16 protein-coding genes are annotated in these 23123 nt (G+C 35.2%); 11 read left to right on the forward strand and 5 right to left on the reverse strand.

Translation table 11 applies throughout. The features are described from left to right. Window positions 1-64: 64 nt before the first annotated feature. From gap to pfkA, 3 genes are read right to left on the reverse strand one after another with little or no spacing between them, the layout of a single operon-like run. On the reverse strand, window positions 65-1063 hold the full coding sequence (gene gap, locus M2265_RS26155) for a type I glyceraldehyde-3-phosphate dehydrogenase (RefSeq protein WP_132773545.1): 999 nt from the start codon (window positions 1061-1063) through the stop codon (window positions 65-67). 4 nt (window positions 1064-1067) lie between these two features. After that, entirely contained in the window at window positions 1068-1919 is an 852-nt protein-coding gene (locus tag M2265_RS26160; RefSeq protein WP_021190387.1) for a hypothetical protein, read from the reverse strand. A 21-nt stretch (window positions 1920-1940) separates the two neighbouring features. Beyond that, on the reverse strand, window positions 1941-2927 hold the full coding sequence (gene pfkA / locus M2265_RS26165) for a 6-phosphofructokinase (RefSeq protein WP_021190386.1): 987 nt from the start codon (window positions 2925-2927) through the stop codon (window positions 1941-1943). Window positions 2928-3091: 164 nt separating this feature from the next. Between pfkA and M2265_RS26170 the strand changes: the two genes are divergently transcribed. The 9 genes from M2265_RS26170 (at window position 3092) to M2265_RS26210 (ending at window position 18451) form a co-directional block, all read left to right on the forward strand. Continuing rightward, entirely contained in the window at window positions 3092-3763 is a 672-nt protein-coding gene (locus M2265_RS26170; RefSeq protein WP_021190385.1) for an NUDIX hydrolase, read from the forward strand. A gap of 156 nt (window positions 3764-3919) precedes the next feature. Next, entirely contained in the window at window positions 3920-4543 is a 624-nt protein-coding gene (locus tag M2265_RS26175; protein WP_021190384.1) for a TetR/AcrR family transcriptional regulator, read from the forward strand. Between the two features lie 8 nt (window positions 4544-4551). Continuing rightward, window positions 4552-5901 carry a TolC family protein gene (locus M2265_RS26180; protein WP_132773547.1) on the forward strand — a complete coding sequence of 450 codons (1350 nt, stop codon included), beginning with the start codon at window positions 4552-4554 and terminating at the stop codon, window positions 5899-5901. 10 nt (window positions 5902-5911) lie between these two features. Further along, window positions 5912-6970 (forward strand): efflux RND transporter periplasmic adaptor subunit, encoded by a 1059-nt coding sequence (locus M2265_RS26185; protein ID WP_132773549.1) that lies wholly within the window; start codon window positions 5912-5914, stop codon window positions 6968-6970. A 16-nt stretch (window positions 6971-6986) separates the two neighbouring features. Next, window positions 6987-10163 carry an efflux RND transporter permease subunit gene (locus tag M2265_RS26190; protein ID WP_132773551.1) on the forward strand — a complete coding sequence of 1059 codons (3177 nt, stop codon included), beginning with the start codon at window positions 6987-6989 and terminating at the stop codon, window positions 10161-10163. A 183-nt stretch (window positions 10164-10346) separates the two neighbouring features. After that, window positions 10347-12188, forward strand: a complete 1842-nt coding sequence (gene glmS, locus M2265_RS26195; protein ID WP_132773553.1) for a glutamine--fructose-6-phosphate transaminase (isomerizing) — start codon at window positions 10347-10349, stop codon at window positions 12186-12188. A gap of 4 nt (window positions 12189-12192) precedes the next feature. Next, window positions 12193-14379 (forward strand): DUF4954 family protein, encoded by a 2187-nt coding sequence (locus M2265_RS26200; RefSeq protein WP_132773555.1) that lies wholly within the window; start codon window positions 12193-12195, stop codon window positions 14377-14379. A gap of 176 nt (window positions 14380-14555) precedes the next feature. After that, complete coding sequence (locus tag M2265_RS26205) at window positions 14556-16559, forward strand: DUF3857 domain-containing protein (protein WP_132773557.1); 2004 nt, start codon at window positions 14556-14558, stop codon at window positions 16557-16559. Beyond that, the gene (locus tag M2265_RS26210) at window positions 16559-18451 is read left to right on the forward strand and encodes a DUF3857 domain-containing protein (RefSeq protein ID WP_132773559.1); all 1893 of its coding nucleotides are present in this window, start codon (window positions 16559-16561) and stop codon (window positions 18449-18451) included. Before M2265_RS26205 ends, M2265_RS26210 begins: the two co-directional genes overlap by 1 nt. Window positions 18452-18604: 153 nt before the next feature. Here the strand turns inward: M2265_RS26210 and M2265_RS26215 are convergent, their stop codons facing one another. Then, window positions 18605-18877: a hypothetical protein gene (locus tag M2265_RS26215; RefSeq protein ID WP_132773561.1), complete on the reverse strand. Its 273-nt coding sequence runs from the start codon at window positions 18875-18877 to the stop codon at window positions 18605-18607. Between the two features lie 128 nt (window positions 18878-19005). After that, complete coding sequence (locus tag M2265_RS26220; RefSeq protein WP_132773563.1) at window positions 19006-19845, reverse strand: aldo/keto reductase; 840 nt, start codon at window positions 19843-19845, stop codon at window positions 19006-19008. Between the two features lie 130 nt (window positions 19846-19975). On the opposite strand from M2265_RS26220, the gene M2265_RS26225 reads away from it, so the two are divergent. Beyond that, window positions 19976-20620 (forward strand): NAD(P)H-binding protein, encoded by a 645-nt coding sequence (locus M2265_RS26225; RefSeq protein WP_132773565.1) that lies wholly within the window; start codon window positions 19976-19978, stop codon window positions 20618-20620. A gap of 245 nt (window positions 20621-20865) precedes the next feature. After that, window positions 20866-23079 carry an NADP-dependent isocitrate dehydrogenase gene (locus M2265_RS26230; RefSeq protein ID WP_132773567.1) on the forward strand — a complete coding sequence of 738 codons (2214 nt, stop codon included), beginning with the start codon at window positions 20866-20868 and terminating at the stop codon, window positions 23077-23079. Window positions 23080-23123 lie beyond the last annotated feature (44 nt).

The raw sequence follows: 23123 nt of genomic DNA on the forward strand, positions 1-23123 counted from the left end.
TTGAGGAAATAAAAAGGGCTTTTAATATTTATTAAAAGCCCTTTTATTATTCAATCGATAAGGATTAACCTAATTTACCAATTTCTTGAACTAAATCAACGATCTTGTTAGAGTAACCCCACTCGTTGTCATACCAAGAGATAACTTTAACGAAGTTTTCATTTAATGAAATACCCGCTTTAGCATCAAAGATAGATGTGCGCGCATCACCTACGAAATCAGTTGAAACAACTTCGTCTTCTGTGTAACCTAAAATACCTTTTAAGTCACCTTCAGAAGCTTCCTTCATAGCCGCTTTGATTTCTTCGTAAGTAGCAGATTTTGCTAAACGTACTGTTAAATCAACAACAGAAACGTCTGCTGTAGGAACGCGTAAAGACATACCTGTTAATTTACCTTTTAATTCAGGTAAAACTAAACCAACAGCTTTAGCTGCACCAGTAGAAGAAGGGATGATGTTTTGATAAGCACCACGTCCACCTCTCCAGTCTTTCACTGAAGGTCCATCAACTGTTTTTTGAGTTGCAGTAACAGCGTGTACAGTTGTCATTAAACCTTCAACGATACCAAATTTGTCGTTTAATACTTTAGCAACAGGTGCTAAACAGTTTGTTGTACATGAAGCGTTAGAAACGATATGTTGATCAGCTTTTAAGTCTTTATGATTAACACCCATAACGAAAGTAGGAGTATCATCTTTAGCAGGTGCTGACATTACTACTTTTTTCGCACCAGCATCAATGTGTTTCTGTGCTAATTCTTGTGTCAAGAAGAAACCTGTAGATTCAATAATAACTTCTGCACCAACTTCATTCCATTTTAAGTTTGCAGGATCTTTTTCTGCTGTAACACGAATTGTTTTTCCGTTAACCACTAAGTTTCCGTTAACAACCTCTACTGTTCCATCGAATTTACCATGTGTTGAATCATATTTCAACATATACGCCATATAATCTGGCTCCACCAAGTCATTGATACCAACAACTTCAACATCTGGACGATTTACCGCAGCTCTGAATGCTAAACGACCAATACGGCCAAATCCGTTAATTCCAATTTTCATATTATTAATTTTTATTGATATAATATTTTATAAGATTATGAATAGGTTCCTTTATAATTGTCCCTATTGATATATTAAATTCTTCCGTTGCCACCTCTTTTAGCAAATTTTCAAAATTAGCGGCTACGGAACCTGTAAAGTGAATGTCATTATCAGGATGTTCCTTGTACAATGGTTTAATGAAAGTTTTAAGAAACAAACGAAATCCATTTTTTACAATCTGAATAATGAATGGATGATTTTTGTTTTCCAATACAAATTCGGAGAATGAATTGAGAAAAATAGTTGGTTGAGGGGAATTATAAACCTTTTCCAAGATTATTTTTCGATCAATAGCATATTTATTTAATAGTTTATCCTGCAGATCCTGCGGAAGTGTATCTGTTAAATAATGTTTTAACAACATTCTTGATGTCCAATTCGTAGATCCTTCATCGGCTAAAATATAACCGAGGCCATAATTATTTGGGATAACTTTTTTTCCCGTATAAAATGCCGCATTTGAACCACTTCCGATAATGCCAATAATGCCTTTTTCATCGCCAAAAGAAGAAATTGCAGAGGCGATAACATCATGTTCCACCTTTACTTTCGCGTTAATAAAGAATTTTTCAAATACAGTTTTGATTTTGTTCTTGCGTTCCGGAGAAGATGAGCCAGCACCAAAAAAATAAATCCGTTTGATCTTTTCAGCATTATTGATCAAATTGGTATTTTTATTTAAAAGTTGTGCAATATATCGCTCGTCTTGCAAATAAGGGTTAATTCCACTTGTACGAAAGCCCGTGATCACACGACCTTTATCGGCTAATCTCCAATCTGCAAATTTTGAACCACTGTAGACCACTGCAATCATCTGAATTCTCTATTTTTTATTTTAAATAGCCAATACTTGAACAAGTTCTAACATATCAGAACTTAATTTGTATTCTTTATTATTAATAGCCTCCTCTAGTGGAGTCGTAACAACTTCATTCCCTCTAACACCAACAGTCATACGATTGTTTCCTTTTAGTAATTCTTTTACGGCAGCAAAACCTAAACGGCTCGCAAGTACCCGATCAAAGCTTGATGGAGAACCACCGCGTTGTAAGTGCCCTAAGATACTAACTTTTGTGTCATAATAATCAAATTTTTCTTTCACTTTTTTGGCTACATTATAGGCACCTCCGTTTTGATCACCTTCTGCGACAATAACAATTGAAGATGATTTTTTTCCACGGCCATCTGCAGCTGATAAGTGAGCAATTAATTCATCTATCGCTGTTTCCTTTTCTGGCAACAAAATTGCTTCTGCACCACCAGCTATGCCAGCATTCAAGGCAATACAGCCAGAGTCTCTTCCCATAACTTCAATGAAAAATAAACGCTCATGGGATGCAGCTGTATCTCTAATTTTATCTATTGCTTCGATAACTGTATTAGTTGCCGTATCATAACCTAATGTGAAATCAGATCCGTATAAATCGTTATCGATTGTACCAGGGATACAAATAACTGGAATATCATATTCTTTTGAGAAAAAGTCTGCACCTGTAAAAGTTCCATCTCCACCTATAGCAACCAAAGCATCAATACCGGCCGCTTTTACATTTTCGTAAGCTTTTGCTCTTCCTTCTTTTGTTTTAAATTCGAGACATCTCGCTGTTTTAAGAATAGTTCCGCCTAATTGGATAATATTACTAACCGAACGTGATGTCATTTCTGTAAAGTTACCGTCCAACATACCTTGATATCCTTGGTATATACCGGTAACACTTAATTTTTCGTATAATGCTGTACGGACAACCGCTCGAATGCAAGCATTCATGCCTGGAGCGTCTCCGCCTGATGTAAAAACTCCGATTCTTTTAATATTCACCACTGTCAAAAATTTTAGGTTGTACGAATATAGTGTATTTTTTACACTATTGAAATTATTTTTTATTTTTTTGTTTCGATAAAAATTAAGGTAAAGTTATTAACTTTATAGCATAAGCTACATATTCAACTCATTGGTTTAAGTAAAGATAATAAATTAGAAAAGTTTTGTATACTACATTTACAGTCGATTGTGTCATTTTCGGTTTTTATGAGGGGGAACTACATGTTCTACTAACGGAGAGAAATGAATATCCTTTTAAGGATTGGTGGGCGTTGCCTGGTTTTTTTGTTAATAATGATGAAGAAATGGAGGATGCTGTTAAGCGGATATTATATGAAAATACAGGTCTTAAGGATGTGTTTTTGGATCAATTGTATGCCTTTGCAGGTTTAAAAAGACATCCTCAGGGAAGGATCTTGACAGTTGCTTACTATGCTTTACTACAATTGGACAAGACAAAAATTAAGTTAAAGCCAGTTACTTCTTATATGCGACAGGCCAAATGGTTCCCTTTAAATAAAGTGCCAGATTTGGCTTTTGATCATAGTACAATTTTAAAACAAAGTGTTGAAAAATTGAGACGTCGTATCGCTAATACACCCATCGCTTTTGAACTGTTGCCAGACAAATTTACGTTGACACAGTTACAAATGGTCTATGAAAGTATTTTGGGAAGAGAATTGGATAAAAGAAATTTTAGAAAAAAAATGATTAACTACGGTTTTCTTAAAGAATTGGACGAAGTTCAAAAAGGAGTAGCTTATCGTGCGGCAAGGCTTTACAAGTTGGATAAACGCAAGTTTTTAAAGCAATTTCAAAACAGTATAACTTTTTAACAGTTATAAGTTTAAAATAAAAAAAGTGCATATCGTATAGTATGCACTTTTTTTATTTTAAAAATTGACGATCTGTTGACAATTAAATTGTGAGTGTTTTTCACTTTTTGTATATTTGACCAAAGTTTACATAAAGTCAAAAGTTTAGAATTAAGTATGTCAACAAACAATGATAATAAGAAAGAGTTCATTATTGCCGCAGCTATTAGAAGATTTGCGCACTATGGCTTTTCTAAAACAACCATGAATGAGATTGCAGAAGATGTTAAAATTACCAAGGCAAACCTTTATTACTATTATCCTGATAAAACAACATTAGTGCATGATGTGATCTTATCTGTCACAGATGATTTCAGGAAGCAAGAACAAGAACTAATTAAGAAGTCTAAATCTTCCGTCATTAATCTTCTTTTAGATTTGTTGGATTTAAAATCAGCATTTATAGAGCGTCATTATATGTTGCATATGAATGAAAACATGGAATGGATAAAAGGTGCGCCATTGCAAACATTGATGCGTCAAATACATGAAAAGGAAGTTATCGAAGTTGCAAAATTATTTCAAAATGGAGTAGATAATAAAGAACTTGCTATAGAGGATGTACATAAAACAAGTGAAATGTACGTTTACCTAATGAAAAGTATCGGATTAGTAGGAATATTATGTGATGTGTTTACCGGAATTCCAACGCAATGTAATGTGGGCGATGTTTTACAGAAGCAAAAAGATGCAACAATGTTAATATACAATGGTTTAAAGTTTAATACGGTTTCGAATTAATTATAAAAATGAAAAAGATAAAAATAGTAGGAGTGCTATTAGCCGCTTTGTTTTCAGTGAATTTCGCGCATGCGCAGGAAATATTAACATTGAACCAAGCTCTTAAGTATGCGCTGGAAAACAAAGCAGAGGCAAAAAAATCAACACTTGATTTAGAGAACGCCCAGTATAAAATTGACGAAGTCCGAGGGGGAGCTCTTCCGCAGATTAGTGGTGCAGGTACATTGACATATAACCCAATGTTACAGAAGGTGGCACTACCTGGAGAAATTATTGGAAAACCCGGTGAAACAGTAATGGTCGCAATGGGGCAAAAGTGGCAATCAAATGCTTCCCTGCAGGTTAATCAGCAGCTATTTAACCAATCATTATTTACGGGTTTAAAAGCCGCAAAAACTACAAAAGAGTTCTATATCATTAATAAAAGCTTGTCTGATGAGCAATTAATTGAAAAGGTCGCAAATGCGTATTATGATGTTTTTCAGACACAGTTACAACTAGAGACCGTTGATAATAATTTAAATAGCACAACTAAAACAAGAGATGTGATCGCGGGTTTGGTACAGGCGGGTTTGGGAAAGAAAATTGATTTGGACCGTACAAGTGTAGCTGTCAATAATTTAAAAGCAAACCGTCAAATTTTGATTAATGCATTGGAATTGAAAGAAAATGCGTTGAAATTTGCTATTGGTATGCCTATGCAACAGGAAGTTAAACTTCCCAATGAGACTTTTGAAATAAACTTATCAACAGCTGATTTAGCAGCGGCAGAATTAGCATCAAGAACTGAAGTTAGATTGCTGGAAAAGCAAAACCAACTATTGGAGTTGAATAGAAATGCTATGAAAGCTGAACTTTACCCTAAACTTTCTTTTTCTGGTAATTTAGGATATTTAGGAATGGGACCAACTTTCCCAATTTTCGCAAAAAATGAAGGAGTTAAATGGTCGGGTTTTTCTGGTTTAGGCTTAAATCTCTCAGTTCCTATTTTTACTGGAGGAACAACAAAAGCCAAAATTAACCAAGCTACTATTCAGTTGAAACAAGCGCAGGTTGATTTGGAAGATACTAAATTGGCTCTGAGTTTATCCAATGAAAATGCCAAATCGCAGATTACAAATAGTCTATTGACAATTAATAGTAATCGCGAAAATGTACAATTAGCGAAAGAAGTTTTGGATAACACGCAGAATAATTATAAAAATGGATTAGCAACGCTCACAGATTTATTAGATGCTGAAAATGCTTATGCAGATGCACAAAACAATTTAAGTACATCATTATTAAATTACAAAGTAGCTGAGGTTCAATTGATTAAGGCTAAAGGGGAATTAAATACATTATTAAATAGCAAATAGTAACCGATATATGAAAAAGATATTTATAACAGGAATCATAGTTATTGCTGCATTAGCAGGTATTATGTATGTGTTGAAAAAAAATAAAAAGGAGAATGAAGCTCAAACAGCTGTAGTAGCGCAAAAAAATGCAGCAGTTGCTGTTCGTATTGCTGAGGCAGGCATTAAGGATGTCAATACAGTATACGTAACAAATGGAACTTTCCTTCCTAAACAAGAAGTTAAACTTTCTTCAGAAGTTGCTGGACGTGTAGCTCGTGTACTTGTAGATGAAGGTGATTATGTAAAAGTAGGACAGACATTAGCCATTATTGTTGGAGATAAGCAAAATGTAAGTGTAAACAATGCGCAGGCGGTTTACGATAATGCGAAAAATGAGGTAGCTCGATTTGAAAGTGCATTTGCAACAGGTGGTGTTACGAAACAGCAATTAGATCAGATGAAATTGCAATTGGAAAATGCAAAAAACAATTTACGCTCATCACAGATCACGGCCTCAGATGTTAACGTAAAAGCTTCATTTGCTGGTATTGTCAATAAGAGAAGTATTGAGCCGGGTTCATATGTAAGCCCAGGAAATGAAATGTTTGAAATCGTCAATGTGTCTTCATTAAAATTGAAGGTAAACGTAGACGAGAAAAATATAGGATTTGTCAAATTAAGTCAAAACATCAAGGTTCAGTCAGCAGTGTTAGCTAATAAAACCTTCCAAGGTAAAGTCACATTTATTGCGCCCAAAGCAGATGGAAGTCTAAATTTCCCTGTTGAATTGGAAATAAGTAATAATGCTGCTAATGATTTAAAGGCAGGAATGTACGGAACAGCTTATTTTGGTGATGATCAGACTGCTCAAGCATTAGTTGTTCCTAGAGATGCTTTTGTCGGTAGTGTAAGCTCGAATCAGGTATTTGTTGTTAAAGACGGAAAAGCGGTATTAACTAAAGTAACTGCTGGTCGTGTGTTTGGAGATCAGGTTGAAATCATTTCAGGTATTGAAAGTGGTGCACAAGTCATTACGACAGGACAGATCAATTTATTGGATGGTACTGCTGTAGAAATCATTAAATAATTAACGTAAGTTTTAAATGAAAATTTCTGAAATATCTATAAAACGACCGAGTATCATCATTGTCATATTTTTATTATTGACATTAGGTGGTATCGGATCTTATTTGAATTTAGGCTACGAATTAGTTCCTAAATTTGATGTGAATGTTATAACTGTACAGACCGTCTATCCCGGAGCTGCTCCTTCGGAAGTAGAAACATCTGTTTCTAAAGTAATAGAAGATGCCGTTTCATCTTTAGAGAACGTAAAGAAGATTGAAACAAAATCTATGGAAAGTGTTTCGGTCGTCATGATTACGTTAAATACAGGTGCCGATGTCAACTTTCTTTTGACTGATGCACAACGTAAAATCAATGCTGTGATCAATGATTTACCGGAAGATGCCGAAACCCCATCGTTAAGTAAATTTTCACTCGATGATGTGGCGATAATGAACCTTTCAGTAACGTCAAGCTTATCTGAAAAAGAATTATACGACTTATTAGATCAAAAGATTCAACCTGTTTTTGCCCGGATATTAGGTGTTGCAAAAGTAGATTTGACCGGTGGTGAAGAACGCGAAATCCAAGTAAGTGCTAATCCAGAAAAATTAGAAGGATATGGCCTTACGATCAGTGATGTGCAAAAAATAATTGCATCTTCTAACTTAGATTTTCCTACAGGTAGCATTAAATCGAGAGACAATCAGACAACAATCCGTCTATCGGGTAAATTTACCTCATTGGACCAAATGCGTAATCTTCCGATCACTACGCCTTCTGGTGTATCAATTCGTTTAAGTGATGTTGCAGATGTTCAGGATGGTATCAAGGATATTGAAAAGATATCTCGTATTGATCAAAAAAACACCATTTTAATGCAGGTTTTCAAGCAGTCAGATGCCAATGCGGTTGCTGTATCGAAACTTGTTAAAAAGACAATCGAGGTTGTAGAAAAAGATTACAAGGAACAAAAAATCAAAATTGATGTCGCGAGTGATTCGACTGAATACACCATTAATGCCGCAAGTAACGTAATGCACGATTTAATGATCGCTGTTGCTTTGGTAGGTTTTATCATGTTGTTTTTCTTGCATAGTTTACGTGATGCCTTTATCGCTGTTGTAGCTATTCCTTTGTCATTGATTGCAACTTTTATCGGGCTTTATGTAATGGGGTATACGCTTAACTTAATGTCCTTATTAGGTCTTTCCCTAGTGGTTGGTATTTTAGTGGATGATGCGATCGTTGTTATTGAGAATATTCACAGGCACATGCAAATGGGTAAAAGCAAGATTCGTGCAGCTTATGATGGTGCTGCAGAAATTGGTTTTACCGTAACTGCCATTACGTTAGTAATTGTTGTTGTATTCTTACCGATTGCTTTATCATCAGGTTTAGTATCTGACATCTTGCGTCAATTTTGTGTAACGGTTATTTTTGCAACATTAATCTCTTTACTTGTTTCATTTACCGTAGTACCTTGGTTGTATTCACGTTTTGGGAAACTGTCACACATTAGCAATGCGACTTTCTTTGGTAGAATTTTAGAAAAATTTGAAGCAGGATTACAGAAATTAACACATTGGATTTCTGGAATTTTAGAATGGGCATTACGTAATCGCTGGAATAAGGTAATTACCTTAGTCGTAACGATTATGATGTTTGCTGCATCCATTAGTTTATTGGTGATGGGTTACATTGGTACAGATTTCTTTCCGGGTAATGATAAAGGAGAATTCTATTTACAGCTAGAACTTAATAAAGATGCTTCGATTGAACAAACCAACTTTATGACTCAAAAAGCTGAATCATTTTTAGCGGCTAAACCAGAGATCGAAAGAGTGATCACAACTGTGGGACAGGCGTCTGATGGTATGATGGCTGGTACTTCAGGAACGAAGTATAAATCTGAAATGCAGATTTATTTGAAAGATGGTCAAAACAAATTGGTGCCAACAAAAGTGTATGCTGCGAAGTTGAAACGAGAGATGGAAGAGCATTTAGTGGGAGCCAAAGTAAAGACGGTTTCAATCGGTATTATGGGGGCAGAGCAGGCTCCATTGAATCTAACTGTAATTGCATCATCGCAAAAAGATGCTTTAGAATTTGCTGATAAGGCTGCCGCATTATTGCGTAATATTTCAGGAGCAACGGAAGTAAAATTGACATCAGAAGATGGTAATCCGGAGATCAATGTACAATTAGATCGTGACAAGATGAATGCTCTGGGATTAAATGTCGCTTCTGTAGGTATGACGATGCAGACAGCATTCTCTGGTAATACTGATACAAAATACCGTGCTGGTGATACAGAATATGATATCAACATTCGTTATGATCAATCTGGGAGAACGAGTATGGATAATGTGAAAAACTTAAAATTCATTAATGCGAAGGGCGAGTCGATTTCCTTAGAACAATTTGCAGATATCGAATATGGATCTGGGCCAACTTTATTGGAGAGACGTGATAAGTCACCATCTGTTTCAGTACAAGCGCAAGTTGTCGGTAAACCTGCTGGTACGATAGCGAGTGAATGGGAAACTGAATTTAAGAAACTTGAACTTAAACCAGGTGTATCGTTCAAGTGGGGCGGAAATATGGAGAATCAACAAGAAGGTTTCGGTACTTTAGGAATTGCATTATTAGCATCCATTATCTTAGTATACTTCGTGATGGTAGCCTTATATGATAGTTTTGCAACGCCATTTATTGTATTATTCTCGATCCCATTATCGTTCATTGGTGCATTTTTGTTATTAGCATTAACGAACCAGACTTTAAATATCTTTACTATTTTAGGTATTATTATGTTGATTGGTTTAGTTGCGAAAAATGCCATTATGTTGGTTGACTTTGCAAATCATAAGAAAGACGCCGGTTTTACTACATATGAATCATTAATTGCGGCAAACCATGCACGTTTACGTCCTATTTTAATGACAACTATTGCAATGGTTATTGGAATGGTTCCGATTGCAATGGCGCAAGGTGACGGTGCCGACATGAACCGTGGTATTGCAATTGTGATTATTGGTGGTTTATTGTCATCGTTGTTTCTTACGCTGATAATAGTACCAGTTGTTTACTCTCTTTTCGATGGCATTCAAAGAAGATTGGGTAATCATGAAAAGGTAGATTACGAAGCAGAAATGGTTGCAGACTATGTTCCAAGTGATGATTATGTAGATGAAATGTCCAGCAAGCACTAAATATTTTTCATAAGTTTATTTAAAAGAAGAAAGCCTTGCAAAACTGCAAGGCTTTCTTCTTTTGTTACTGTTCGTATTTAATTTATGTTAAATTTTGATAAAATTATTTCAAACAATCGATTGCATTTAAAAAAATGCTAATTTTGATTCAATTGTTTAAATTAATAACGTTAATAATAAATTATGTGTGGAATAGTTGGTTACACGGGTCCGCGTCAGGCATTTTCTATCGTGCTTGATGGACTTAAGAGATTAGAATATCGTGGATATGATAGTGCTGGTATAGCATTAGTTCAAGAAAACAAGCTCAATGTTTTTAAAAAAGCAGGTAAAGTAGCAAATTTGGAAACTGCCGTTTCTGGCCATGATGTTAGTTCACATACCGCTATTGGACATACCAGATGGGCTACACACGGTGAGCCTTCCGACAGAAATGCTCATCCACATTATACACCTGATGGTCAAATTGCCATGATTCATAATGGTATTATTGAAAACTATCTAACTATAAAAAATGAATTAATCAGTAAAGGGTATGAGTTTAAAAGCGATACAGATACCGAAGTTTTACTCTATTTTATTTCTGAAATTAAGAAAAATAATGCCTGTAGTTTAGAGGAAGCAGTACGTATTGCTTTAAAACGGGTTGTTGGTGCTTATGTTATTTTATTGATAGAACCGGAACATCCTGAAACTATCATTGCGGCACGTAAAGGAAGTCCATTGGTTATCGGTATTGGTAAAGGAGAGCATTTTCTTGGTTCCGATGCATCTCCAATGTTAGCATATACCAATGAGGTTGTGTATATCAATGATTACGAATTGGCCATTGTTAAACCTGATGAATTAATATTAAAAAATATAGGAAATGAGCGTGTTACACCTTATGTTCAAAAGTTAGATCTGGAATTGGCGGCGATTGAAAAAGGAGGCTATGATCACTTTATGCTCAAAGAAATTATAGAACAGCCGCAAGCTATTTTTGATTCAATGCGTGGACGTTTGGATTTAGATAAACTGACCATTACATTGAGCGGCATTGAGCAGTACGCAGAGCAGATTTGTAAAGCAAATCGAATAGTCATCGTCTCATGTGGTACAAGCTGGCATGCCGGATTAGTAGCTGAATATTTAATTGAGGAGCTTTGCCGGATCAATGTCGAAGTCGAGTATGCTTCAGAATTTCGATACCGAAATCCTATTGTAAATGAAGGAGATGTTATTTTAGCGATATCACAGAGCGGTGAAACAGCAGATACACTGGTTGCTTTAGAAAATGCGAAAAGCAAAGGAGCAATTATATTGGGTGTTGTGAATGTTGTAGGATCATCTATTGCAAGATTATCACACGCTGGTGCGTACACGCATGCTGGTCCAGAGATTGGAGTAGCAAGTACAAAAGCATTCACTGCGCAGTTAACAGTTCTTGAATTAATCGCAATTAAAATAGCGCATATTAAAAAAACAATTGATGAGCACCAATATGCACATCTTTTAAAAGAACTGAGTGCAGTTCCAGATAAAGTACAAACGATTTTAGATACGCAACTTCCAAAAATCAGAGAAATAGCTCGTAAATATAAGGACGCAAGAGATTTTCTATATTTAGGTAGAGGATATAATTTCCCTATTGCATTAGAAGGAGCCTTAAAACTAAAGGAAATTACGTATATCCATGCAGAAGGGTATCCGGCAGCAGAGATGAAGCACGGACCTATTGCATTAGTAGATGAAAATCTTCCAGTAGTATTTGTGGCTACCAAGGACCGCTATCATGAGAAAATTGTGAGTAATATTCAGGAAGTGAAGGCCAGAAAAGGTCGTATTATAGCGGTTATTACTGAGGGAGATGAAGTATCAAAAGGGTTGGCGGAAGATTATATCGAAATTCCGGATGCTGATGAAATTGTAGCACCTATTTTATCCGTTATTCCATTGCAATTATTATCATACTATATGGGCGTTGAACGTAATCAAGATGTTGACAAACCTCGTAATCTAGCCAAATCTGTGACTGTTGAATAAAAATATGAGTCAAATAAAAAAAGGTAGCATCACTCGATTAGGTTTTGATTTTATTCCACAGGTATTTATACCAAAAGGGAAAGATGAAAATCATCATCGTTTTGAACAAAATCCACGTTCAGATTATAGGAATTTGACAGTAGAAGAAATCGTCATTCTTATCGAAAATGGTAATAGGGCAGATAATTGGGAGAATATCTTGGTAAGTGAATCATTTATCCCTTATCAAATTAGACAGAGTAATTTCTTTGGGTTGGTTCGAATTGGTCATATGGCACCAACCTATTTAGAATATCGTAATCTTAAACTGGAATCAGGTATTTATAATAGCACTATTGTAAGTTCTGATTTGGGTGATTACGTGGCTATACACCATGTCCGTTATATGTCTCATTTCATTATTGGTAACGATGTTATATTAAGTAACATCAGCGAAATGGAGACGAGTAGTACTGCTAAATTTGGAAATGGAGTTTTACGAGAAGGGGAGGCCGAAGATCTACGGATAGCATTGGAGCTATGTAACGAAAATGGGGTGCGCTCTATTCTTCCTTTTGATGGGATGCAAGCAGCGGATGCTTATTTGTGGACACGAAATAGGCAAGATACTGTTTTGCAGCATAGATTTAAGGAGCTGACTGAAAAGAGATTTTCCACAGTACGAGGCACCTATAGTATGATTGGCGATCGCTGTATCATTAAAAATTCGCAGAATATAAAAAATGTGCAAATTGGTTCAGATGCATATATTAAAGGAATCAATAAACTGAAAAATCTTACCATTAATTCTTCGCCCGAAGCATTTACACAAATCGGTGAAGGTTGTGAATTGGTCAATGGAATTGTCGGATATGGATGCCGTATATTCTACGGAGTTAAAGCTGTAAGGTTTATTTTGTCGTCTTTTTCACAATTGAAATATGGCGCTCGTCTTATAAATTCTTTTTTAGGAGATAACTCAACTATTTCGTGTTGCGAAGTTCTAAATTCTTTAATCTTTCCTGCACATGAGCAACATCATAACAATTCTTTCTTATGCGCGGCAACGATCATGGGGCAGAGCAATATGGCTGCAGGTGCGACAGTTGGTTCGAATCATAATTCTAGAGCTGCAGATGGCGAAATTATTGCAGGAAGAGGATTCTGGCCAGGCCTATGTGTTAGTTTAAAGCATAATTCAAGATTTGCATCTTATACACTTCTAGTTAAGGGTGATTTTCCATATGAAATGGATATTCCGATTCCATTTTCTTTAGTCAACAATGATGTTAAAAACGATAAATTAATGATCATACCTGGTTATTGGTTTATGTATAATATGTATGCGCTTGTTCGTAATGCAAATAAATATGAAAGTAGAGATAAACGTTTATTGAAAAATCAATATTTAGAGTATGATATGCTTGCTCCAGATACGATCAATGAGCTTTTCAATTCCTTGCGCATTATTGAATTGGCAGTTGGTTCTAAAATTGATGCAGATAGCAATTTGCTCACCAAAGAAGAAATTATTCGAGCAGGTAGAGCAAAATTGACTGGACCGCTAGATCAGATACCTACATCAGTTCTTGTAAAAGGATTTGAACATTCGAAAAGGAAAGTGGAATTGGTCAAAATTGGCACTGCTTATCCACTTTTTAAGCGTTTTATCCAATACTACGGAACCATTCATATGATTGACTTTTTAGAAACTCATAGCTTTGAAGAGTTGAAAAATGAGATGACAAATAGTCAACGCCTAGAGTGGGAAAATATCGGTGGGCAATTGATAGAAAAAAATGCTATTGATCAATTGCTTCGTGAAATTAAATCAGGCAAGATTGATGATTGGGAAGATATCCATAAATATTATCATGAATTGAGTCGATCTTACTTAGAAACAAAAAGGGCGCATGCATTTGCATCGTTACTCGAAATTACAGACGTAACATCGGAATCTATATCGGTTGAAATTGTGCAAGCTTGGCTGAAAGAAGCGATCTCGCATCGAACATGGATGGTTGATGAAATTTACGCAAGTAGGGCGAAAGATTACGAGAATCCTTTTCGAAATATGGTATACAACAGTGAAGAGGAACGTGATTTGGTTGTTGGCAAGTTATCTGAGAATAGTTTTATTTTGCAGCAACGTGACGAGCTCAATGGCTTTATAAAATGTGCCCATAAATTAATTTCAAAACTGTCGAATTAGACGATAATATAAAAACAAAAAATAAATCTTTCAAAATAGAACAATAGATGGTTGATAAATATTTTATGTAGTTATATTATTCATATTTTCAGGAAACAATTTAAGTTTAAAACGATATTTAATAGCTATTAAATATCGTTTTATTATTTATATTTGCATGACCAATTATAAATAAAATGCCATATAAAAAAGTATTATTAGTTTTTCTGATGTTATTTACCATCAGTCACTATCAGGTTTATGCACAAAAAAAAGAAAAAATCGAATATAAGTTTGGCAAAATTCAACCTGAAGAATTTTCAATTATGCCATCAGGTGCAGACTCTGCCGCTTCAGCCATTAAATTGTTTGACATCGGTAACTGTTATTTTGAATTAAGTCCTGCTTCAAAATCATTTGTCTATGTATATGAAAGACACGTGCGTTATAAAATCATTAATAAAAATGGGTATGATTACGCAAATCATACTATTGGATTGTATAAAAGTAATTCACAGTCCAAGGAAACGTTAGATAATATGAGCGCAGCTACCTATAATATGGTGGATGGTGTCATGAAAACAGACAAAATTGATAAAGATTCAAAATTTACGGAAGAAGTAAATAAGAATGTTATCCAGAAAAAATTTACACTACCTAATGTAAAAGAAGGATCTATAATTGAATATAAGTATAAGATTAAATCGGATTTCATTTTTAATCTTCGCGGATGGAGTTTCCAAAGTGAAATTCCGACCCGTTGGTCCGAATTTACAGTAACTATTCCAGAGTATTTTGATTATAAATTCAGTAGAAATGGATATTATGATATTGCACATCCTATGCACGAAACCGTTAATGCAAGTTACGTTTCCGGTGTTCAATCTGCTGCGATTCGTGATCGCTTTGTGGCAGAAAATATGCCCGCTTTGAAGGACGAACCTTTTATTTCAAGCCTAGATGATTATCGACCTTCTATAGATTTTGAACTTCGATCCACCAATTTCCCTGGACAGTTTTTTGTTGATTATACAGGATCATGGCCAAAGATTATCAGTTCTTTGCTAGAAGATGAAAATTTTGGACGTTATATAGAGAAAACAAGCTTCGCTAAAAATAATTTGAAATCTATCATTAAAGCTGAAAACGATTCTTTGGCAAATGCGAAATCAATTTTTAAATATGTTAAGGATAATCTTAAGTGGAATGAGAAGTACAATTTTTATAGTACGGAAACAAATCCCAAAACAATTTTTGAGAAAAAAACAGGAAATTCAGCCGATTTAAATTTGGTGCTGATCAACTTTCTGAAAGAAGCGAATTACAGTGTTTATCCAGTGTTAATTAGTACACGTTCCAATGGGAAACATCCTGGATACCCAATCATAAGTAAATTTGATAATGTTGTGGCTGCGGTAGAAATTGGAGGCAAATCATACTTTCTCGATGCAACGGTTAAGGACATGCCATTTGGAATGATGAATTATCAAAATTTAAATCATGAGGGTTTTTTGATCAATGTTGGTGAAAAAAGTGGTGGGTGGATCAGCACTGAAACGCTTTTCGGAGATGAGAGCATGCATGTGTATAATCTCGTGTTAGATAAAGAAAACCGATTAAAAGGTAGTGTAACCAATTATTTCAATGGATATGCCGGTTTAAGTGCTCGCAACAGCTACAGGACTGCCATCAATGAAGAAGATTATATCAAGAACCTGAAAAAAAATAAAACGGGATTAGAGCTTAATAACTTCAAGATCTTAAATCTGGATAGTCTAGATGATCCATTGATTGAAACGATGGATGTTGAGATAGAAGATAATGTGGAAGAAGCTGGAGATCTGGTTTATTTCACACCTTTACTTTTCGAACGAACAAAGGAAAACCCATTGAAACATGAGGAAAGACTTTTTCCTGTAGATTTCGCTCATCCGATACTTGAAAATTGCCGGGTAGTCATTAATTTTCCTGAAGATTATCAGATTGATAAACTTCCTAAGGGCGGCATTTTTAAACTTCCTGAAGATGTCGGCTCCTTTTCGATATCGTATTTAATCGATGGCCAGACACTTCTAATAAAAAGTGCTATTCATATCAATAAGTCGATGTACAGTTCAGAAGAGTATTTCTATCTTAAAGAACTTTTCGCCGCTATTGTAGAGAAGCAAGCAGAAAAAATTGTATTTAAAAAGAAGGTATAATGAAGTATACATTGGGTTTAATGGCATTGCTGTTTTTTTCTCACGGTAATGCACAGACAAATTGGGATGTGGCAAATATCCACGAAGCGCTTAAAAAAGATGCCACTATTGTTATTAGAAATGAAGAACAGTTCCTCGATATTAAAGGCATCAATGCTGCAAAGTATGATTATAAAATAACTGCAACCATTTTTAGCAAAGCAGGTGATGACTTTGCTGCAATGGAAGAAGTTTACGATAAGTTTTCTACTATTTATAATATAAAAGCGGTTTTGTATGATGCCACCGGTAAGAAGATTAAGGAATATAAATCCTCTGATATAAAAGATCAAAGCTTGATATCTGGTTTTTCAATATTTGAGGACAATAGGCTAAAGAGTCTGAAATTTGTAAGTAATAGTTATCCGTATACCATTGAATATAGTTTTAGCCAAGATTTTAAAGGATTACTTTATTTTCCCCAGTGGCGCGATCTAAAAGATTTTGGTGTTTCCGTAGAAAAATCAAGTTATTGTATTCAAAAAGATAAAAATTATCAAATGAAATACCTCTCGAGTACAGGGTTAAAAGTTGATTCGACCAGTATTGGAGGTAAAATACGTTATAAATGGGAGAGTAGTCAAGTACCTGCTTTAGCTAAAGAACCGATGGCTATAGGGATTGATAATCTAAGTTCCTGGGTTAAAGCCTCTCCGAACTTATTTGAATATGATGGCTCTACCGGTAATTTTGATAACTGGAATAATTTTGGACAATGGATTTATAAGCTTAATGAGGGTGGAAATCAATTACCTGAAGCATTTAAAATCAAGATTCGGGATTTAACACAAGCAGCACGGACTCCAGAAGAAAAGATGCGCATCCTGTATCAATATCTGCAACAGAATACACGTTATGTCAGTGTGCAATTGGGTATTGGCGGATTTAGACCTGTATTGGCCGAGAAAGTAGCTACAGTTAATTATGGTGATTGTAAGGGGCTGTCCAATTTTATGAAAGCGATGCTGAATGAAGTGGGAATTAATTCACATTTAGTGATGATTGGAAATGGCAAACCTAGTTTAAACCCTCAATACTCAAGTATCGGGCAGGCTAATCATATGATATTAGCTGTACCGATAGGGAAGGACACTACCTTTCTGGAGTGCACGAGCCCTTATTATCCCATGGGATTTATTGGTTACGGAAACTCAAATAGAAACGTACTGTTAGTGACAGAAGCTGGTGGAAAACTTGTAAAGACGCCGGCTTATAATGCCTCACAAAACTATCAGGTGAGTAAAACAAAAATTAAATTTAACAATGAAAATGATATTGATGTATTGATCAACACATCATATGGTAATTCTCAATTTGAAGATAATTTACGAAAAACAGTTTTAGAACCAAGTGAACAGAAAAAAAGAGCATTAGAAAATAGCAATATTCCTATTGAAACATTTGGTTATTATAAATGTGATCAAAAAGATAAAACTAAACCGGAGTTAGTAGAGGAGTTATCATTTAAATCAAAACCATTATTAAGTAAGGGTGGTGATAAATATTTTCTGTTACTGAATCAAATGAATAGAAGGGAAGCTGTACCTATTAAGATTGCAGATCGAAAAACATTTTTTTCCGTTCCTTATGCGTATGAAGATAAAGATGAGATCGTTTTCGAATTGCCACAAGGCTATCAGATAGACTTTATTCCAAAAGATATTCTGATCGAATCAGATTTCGGTATTTACACGGCGACATTTGAAAAAAAAGATGGTCTTCTTATCTACAGCCGAACTCAGAAAATGAATGATAAAATATATCCACCAGAAAAATACAGTGAGTATGTTGATTTTTATAAAAAAATAGTTCAGGCAGATAAGCAGAAAGCTGTTATTACAAAAACGTTATAATTCATTTAAACTGATGTAATAAATTAAAAAGCTGTAAGGAAACTTTGATATCCTTACAGCTTTTTTGATATAAATACCTGGTTTTATATGTGATCAATAAATAATCTGAGCCCGTGTTGTCTGTGATTATCAATCAATTTTGATGCACGATAATTAATCATCCAAATCCGCCATGTAGATGTCATGTACGACAAATTTAACTTGTGCATTAGGTAATAGCATATCCATGACATCTTCCGAATCTATTGGATACAAAGTTTCACTATCTGCATCAAGCATTTCAGAATCAGGTATGAGCTCAAAGAATGTAATTCCATTGCTCTGTGATAATTCCTCCACTTTTATGCAGACAACATCTTGATTTTTCCAATTTGACCAGATGGTTTTATTGAACAGTTGATATGGATTTTTTTCTGAATTAGACATGTATGCAAACATAGTCAATCACATCTCTACAACAAAATTTATTCTTAAGTAAGAGTCCTGGTCACCTTGGTACAGATGTAAATTATACAAAAACAAGACCTGTGCAGCACTTTAAGTACAATTCTTTTTTAGAATGGTACCTCTGCTGGGTTGAGTCCTGAAAAACCTAAATCCCCCATATTTTTAATTAATGCTATATCTTCAGCAGTCAATTCAAAATTTGATAGGTCAAGATTTGCCTTGATATTGATCGGATTAGTAGATTTTGGTAACGGATTAATATCCTCCTGTAGTGCAAATTTAATGCAGATCTGGCCGACACTAACGTTATACTTTTGCGCTAACGAAAGCAATACTTCATTGTCAAGAATTCGACCTGATCCAAGAGGTGACCAAGCTTGTACCAAAATGTTGTTTTCTTTACAGTACGAAACTGTTTCTTCCTGTAAATACCCAGGGTGAAATTCCAGTTGATTGACAGCTGGTTTAATTTGTACTGTTTTCAAAAGGGTTTCAACATATTTCTTAGGAAAATTACTTAGACCAATAGCTTTGACTCTTCCATCAACATATAATTTTTCAAAAGCTCTCCAGGTATCAGCATTAATTTCTGCCCAATTTTCAAATTGTGTTTCATTAGCCGGCCAATGAATAAGGTATAAATCAACATAAGTTAAATTGAGTAAAGCTAGTGATTTTTCAAATGCAGTTAATGTGTTTTCATATCCACGGTCCGCGTTCCATAATTTTGTCGTAATAAAAAGATCATCACGATCAATTCCACTATCTTGAATGGCCTTTCCAACACTTTTTTCGTTACCATAAACGGCAGCAGTATCGATATGAATATAACCCGCATTTAATGCCTCAGCTACCGCATTATAGGCAGGCGCACCATCTTCGATTTGCCAGGTTCCGAAACCGATAGCAGGAATCTTAATCCCGTTGTTTAATGTATATGTAGTCATGTATTAAAGTTATTTGTAAATAATAAAACTAAAATTAACGATTCTAACAGGCAATCTCAGTTCCTCCGTTTATTTTAGTGAGAATTTGACAACATAATGAAATATGGAAACGAATCATTATATTTAATACATGGAAGCAATTGTTATTGGAGGAAGTGGAGCTACAGGAAGAGAACTGGTTAGGCTATTATTAGAAGATGTACGCTTCACTAAAGTCCGTGTATTAGTACGTAAAGCTTATTTTGAACAACATGATAAGTTAGAAGAGATTATTGTCGATTTTGACAAATTATCATCTTATCACCAAGTTATAAAAGGAGAAGTTGCATTTTCATGTCTCGGCACAACTTTAAAAGATGCAGGAAGTAAAGATGCACAATGGCATATAGATTACGATTATCCACTGGATTTTGCACAGCTAGCTTTCAACAATGGAGTATCCCATTTTGTTCTATTATCAGCAATAGGAGCAGATGCAAAATCCAGTATTTTCTATAATCGTATGAAAGGAAGTTTAGAAGAAGCAATCAAAAAAATTGGATTTAAACACCTTATGATATTGCAACCAGGCTTTATAGAAAGACCTAATTCAAATCGATTTGGAGAAAAGGTCGGACTGAAAGCAATTACTTTTTTTAATTCATTAGGTTTTTTTCGGCATTATGCGCCTATTAAAACGCATCAGCTCGCTCAAGCAATGATAGAAAGTGTTTTTTCATATGGATCAACCGTTCAAGTAATTTCATTAAAAGAAATGAGGGCACTAACTAAGTAATTAGATGTAGGCTGTAGCGCATATAGAATATAAGTGCACATGCATCTGAAAAGAAAGGTAATAGACAAATATAATTGTGTTTAATCCAGTCATGCCAACATTTTACTTTTAACCGTCATAATTCAACCTTTTGTAGCGATTTAAATTTCAATTTCCTATCTTTAGGCGAATTTTGAATCAGCCTCAGCGTTCGTTTTGAATTTCAATTTTGTTTAAGCAAATTAAAAGATTTCAATAAAAAAATTATGTCATCTAAAATCATTTACACCAAGACAGATGAAGCGCCATTGTTGGCGACTTACTCATTCTTACCTATTGTACAAGCATTCGCCAAAACAGCTGATATCGATGTTGAATTAAGAGATATTTCTCTTGCAGGTCGTATTTTAGCAAACTTTTCAGATGTATTAAGCGCAGATCAGAAAGTAGCTGATGCTTTAGCTGAATTAGGTCAGTTGGCAACAACTCCAGAGGCTAATATCATCAAATTACCAAATATTTCAGCTTCTATTCCGCAATTAAAAGGAGCAATTGCTGAATTGCAGGCAGCAGGTTATGCGATACCAAATTTCCCTGACAACCCAGAAACTGCAACAGAAACTGAAATTAAGGCAAAATATGCTAAAGTATTAGGTTCAGCTGTAAATCCAGTTTTACGTGAAGGAAACTCTGACCGTCGTGCTCCAAAAGCTGTTAAGAATTATGCTAAAGCAAACCCGCATTCAATGGGTGCTTGGTCGCCCGATTCTAAAACACGCGTAGCTTCAATGTCTCACGGTGATTTTTATGAGACTGAGCAATCAGTAACAGTAGAAAATGCAGGACAGTTCAAAATTGAATTTGTTAATGCAACGGGTGCTGCAACTGAATTAAAAGGCTTATCTCCATTAAAAGCAGGTGAAGTAATCGATTCATCAGTAATGAGCTTAAATGCATTGAAAGCTTTTGTTGCAGACACAATTGCAGCGGCTAAAGCGGAAGATGTTTTATTATCTGCTCATTTAAAAGCAACGATGATGAAGGTGTCAGATCCTATTATTTTTGGTGCTATCGTAGAGGTTTATTTTAAAGATGTATTTGCTAAATATGGTGAATTATTCAACTCTTTAGGTATCAATAAAAATAATGGTTTAGGTGAAGTATTTGCTAAAATCTCCGGCACTCCGCAAGAGGCAGAAGTTAAAGCAGCGATCGAATCAGCTATTGCTAATGGTCCAGATTTAGCAATGGTAAACTCTGATAAAGGTATTACAAACTTACATGTACCTTCAGATGTTATCGTTGATGCATCTATGCCAGCGATGATCCGTACTTCAGGACAGATGTGGAATAAAGAAGGAAAATCTCAAGATACCATCGCTATTATTCCAGATCGTTCTTATGCAGGAGTGTATGAAGCAACTATTGAAGATTGTAAAGAAAATGGGGCATTAGATCCTACAACGATGGGTTCAGTTCCCAATGTTGGTTTAATGGCTCAAAAAGCTGAAGAATATGGTTCACATGATAAAACTTTCCAAGCATCAGAAAACGGTTCGATCCGTGTTGTAGATGCAAATGGAAATGTTTTGATGGAACAAACCGTTGAAACTGGTGATATCTTCCGCATGTGTCAAACTAAAGACGCACCTATTCAAGACTGGGTAAAATTGGCGGTTAACCGCGCGCGTTTATCGGCTACACCTGCAGTATTCTGGTTAGATGAAAACCGTGCTCACGATAGAGAAATCATCAAAAAAGTTGAGAAATATTTAGGTGATTTTGATACAAATGGATTAGACATCTTTGTTATGAATCCTGTTGAGGCGACTAAATTTTCTTTAGACCGTATCCGCGAAGGATTAGATACAATTTCTGTAACGGGTAACGTATTACGTGATTATTTAACAGATTTATTTCCTATTTTAGAAGTTGGTACATCTGCAAAAATGCTTTCTATCGTTCCTTTAATGAATGGTGGAGGTTTATTTGAAACAGGTGCTGGTGGTTCTGCTCCAAAACATGTTGAACAATTCTTACAAGAAGGTTATTTACGTTGGGATTCTCTAGGTGAGTTTTTAGCTTTAGGAGCATCTTTAGAGCATTTGTCACAAACACAGAATAATGCGCAGGCATTAGTTTTGGCAGAAGCATTGGATGCTGCAACAGAAAAATTCTTAGCGAATGATAAATCTCCAGCACGTAAAGTAGGTCAAATCGATAACCGTGGTTCTCACTACTATTTGACAGCTTATTGGGCTGAAGCTTTAGCTGCACAAACAAAGGATAGCGTACTAGCAGCGAAGTTTGCACCTTTAGCTAAGTCATTAGCTGAAAATGAGGCTAAGATCAACGAAGAGTTGATTGGTGCTCAAGGTAAAGCACAAAACATTGGTGGTTATTATTTCCCTAATGATGATTTGGCTACAGCCGCTATGCGTCCTTCGCAAACATTAAATAAAGCAATCGCTTCTTTATAGTCGTGATTTTATAAATAAAAGGGCTCCATTCATCGTGAATGGAG

This window comes from Sphingobacterium kitahiroshimense (assembly GCF_025961315.1).
Classification (GTDB): Bacteria; Bacteroidota; Bacteroidia; order Sphingobacteriales; family Sphingobacteriaceae; genus Sphingobacterium; species Sphingobacterium anhuiense.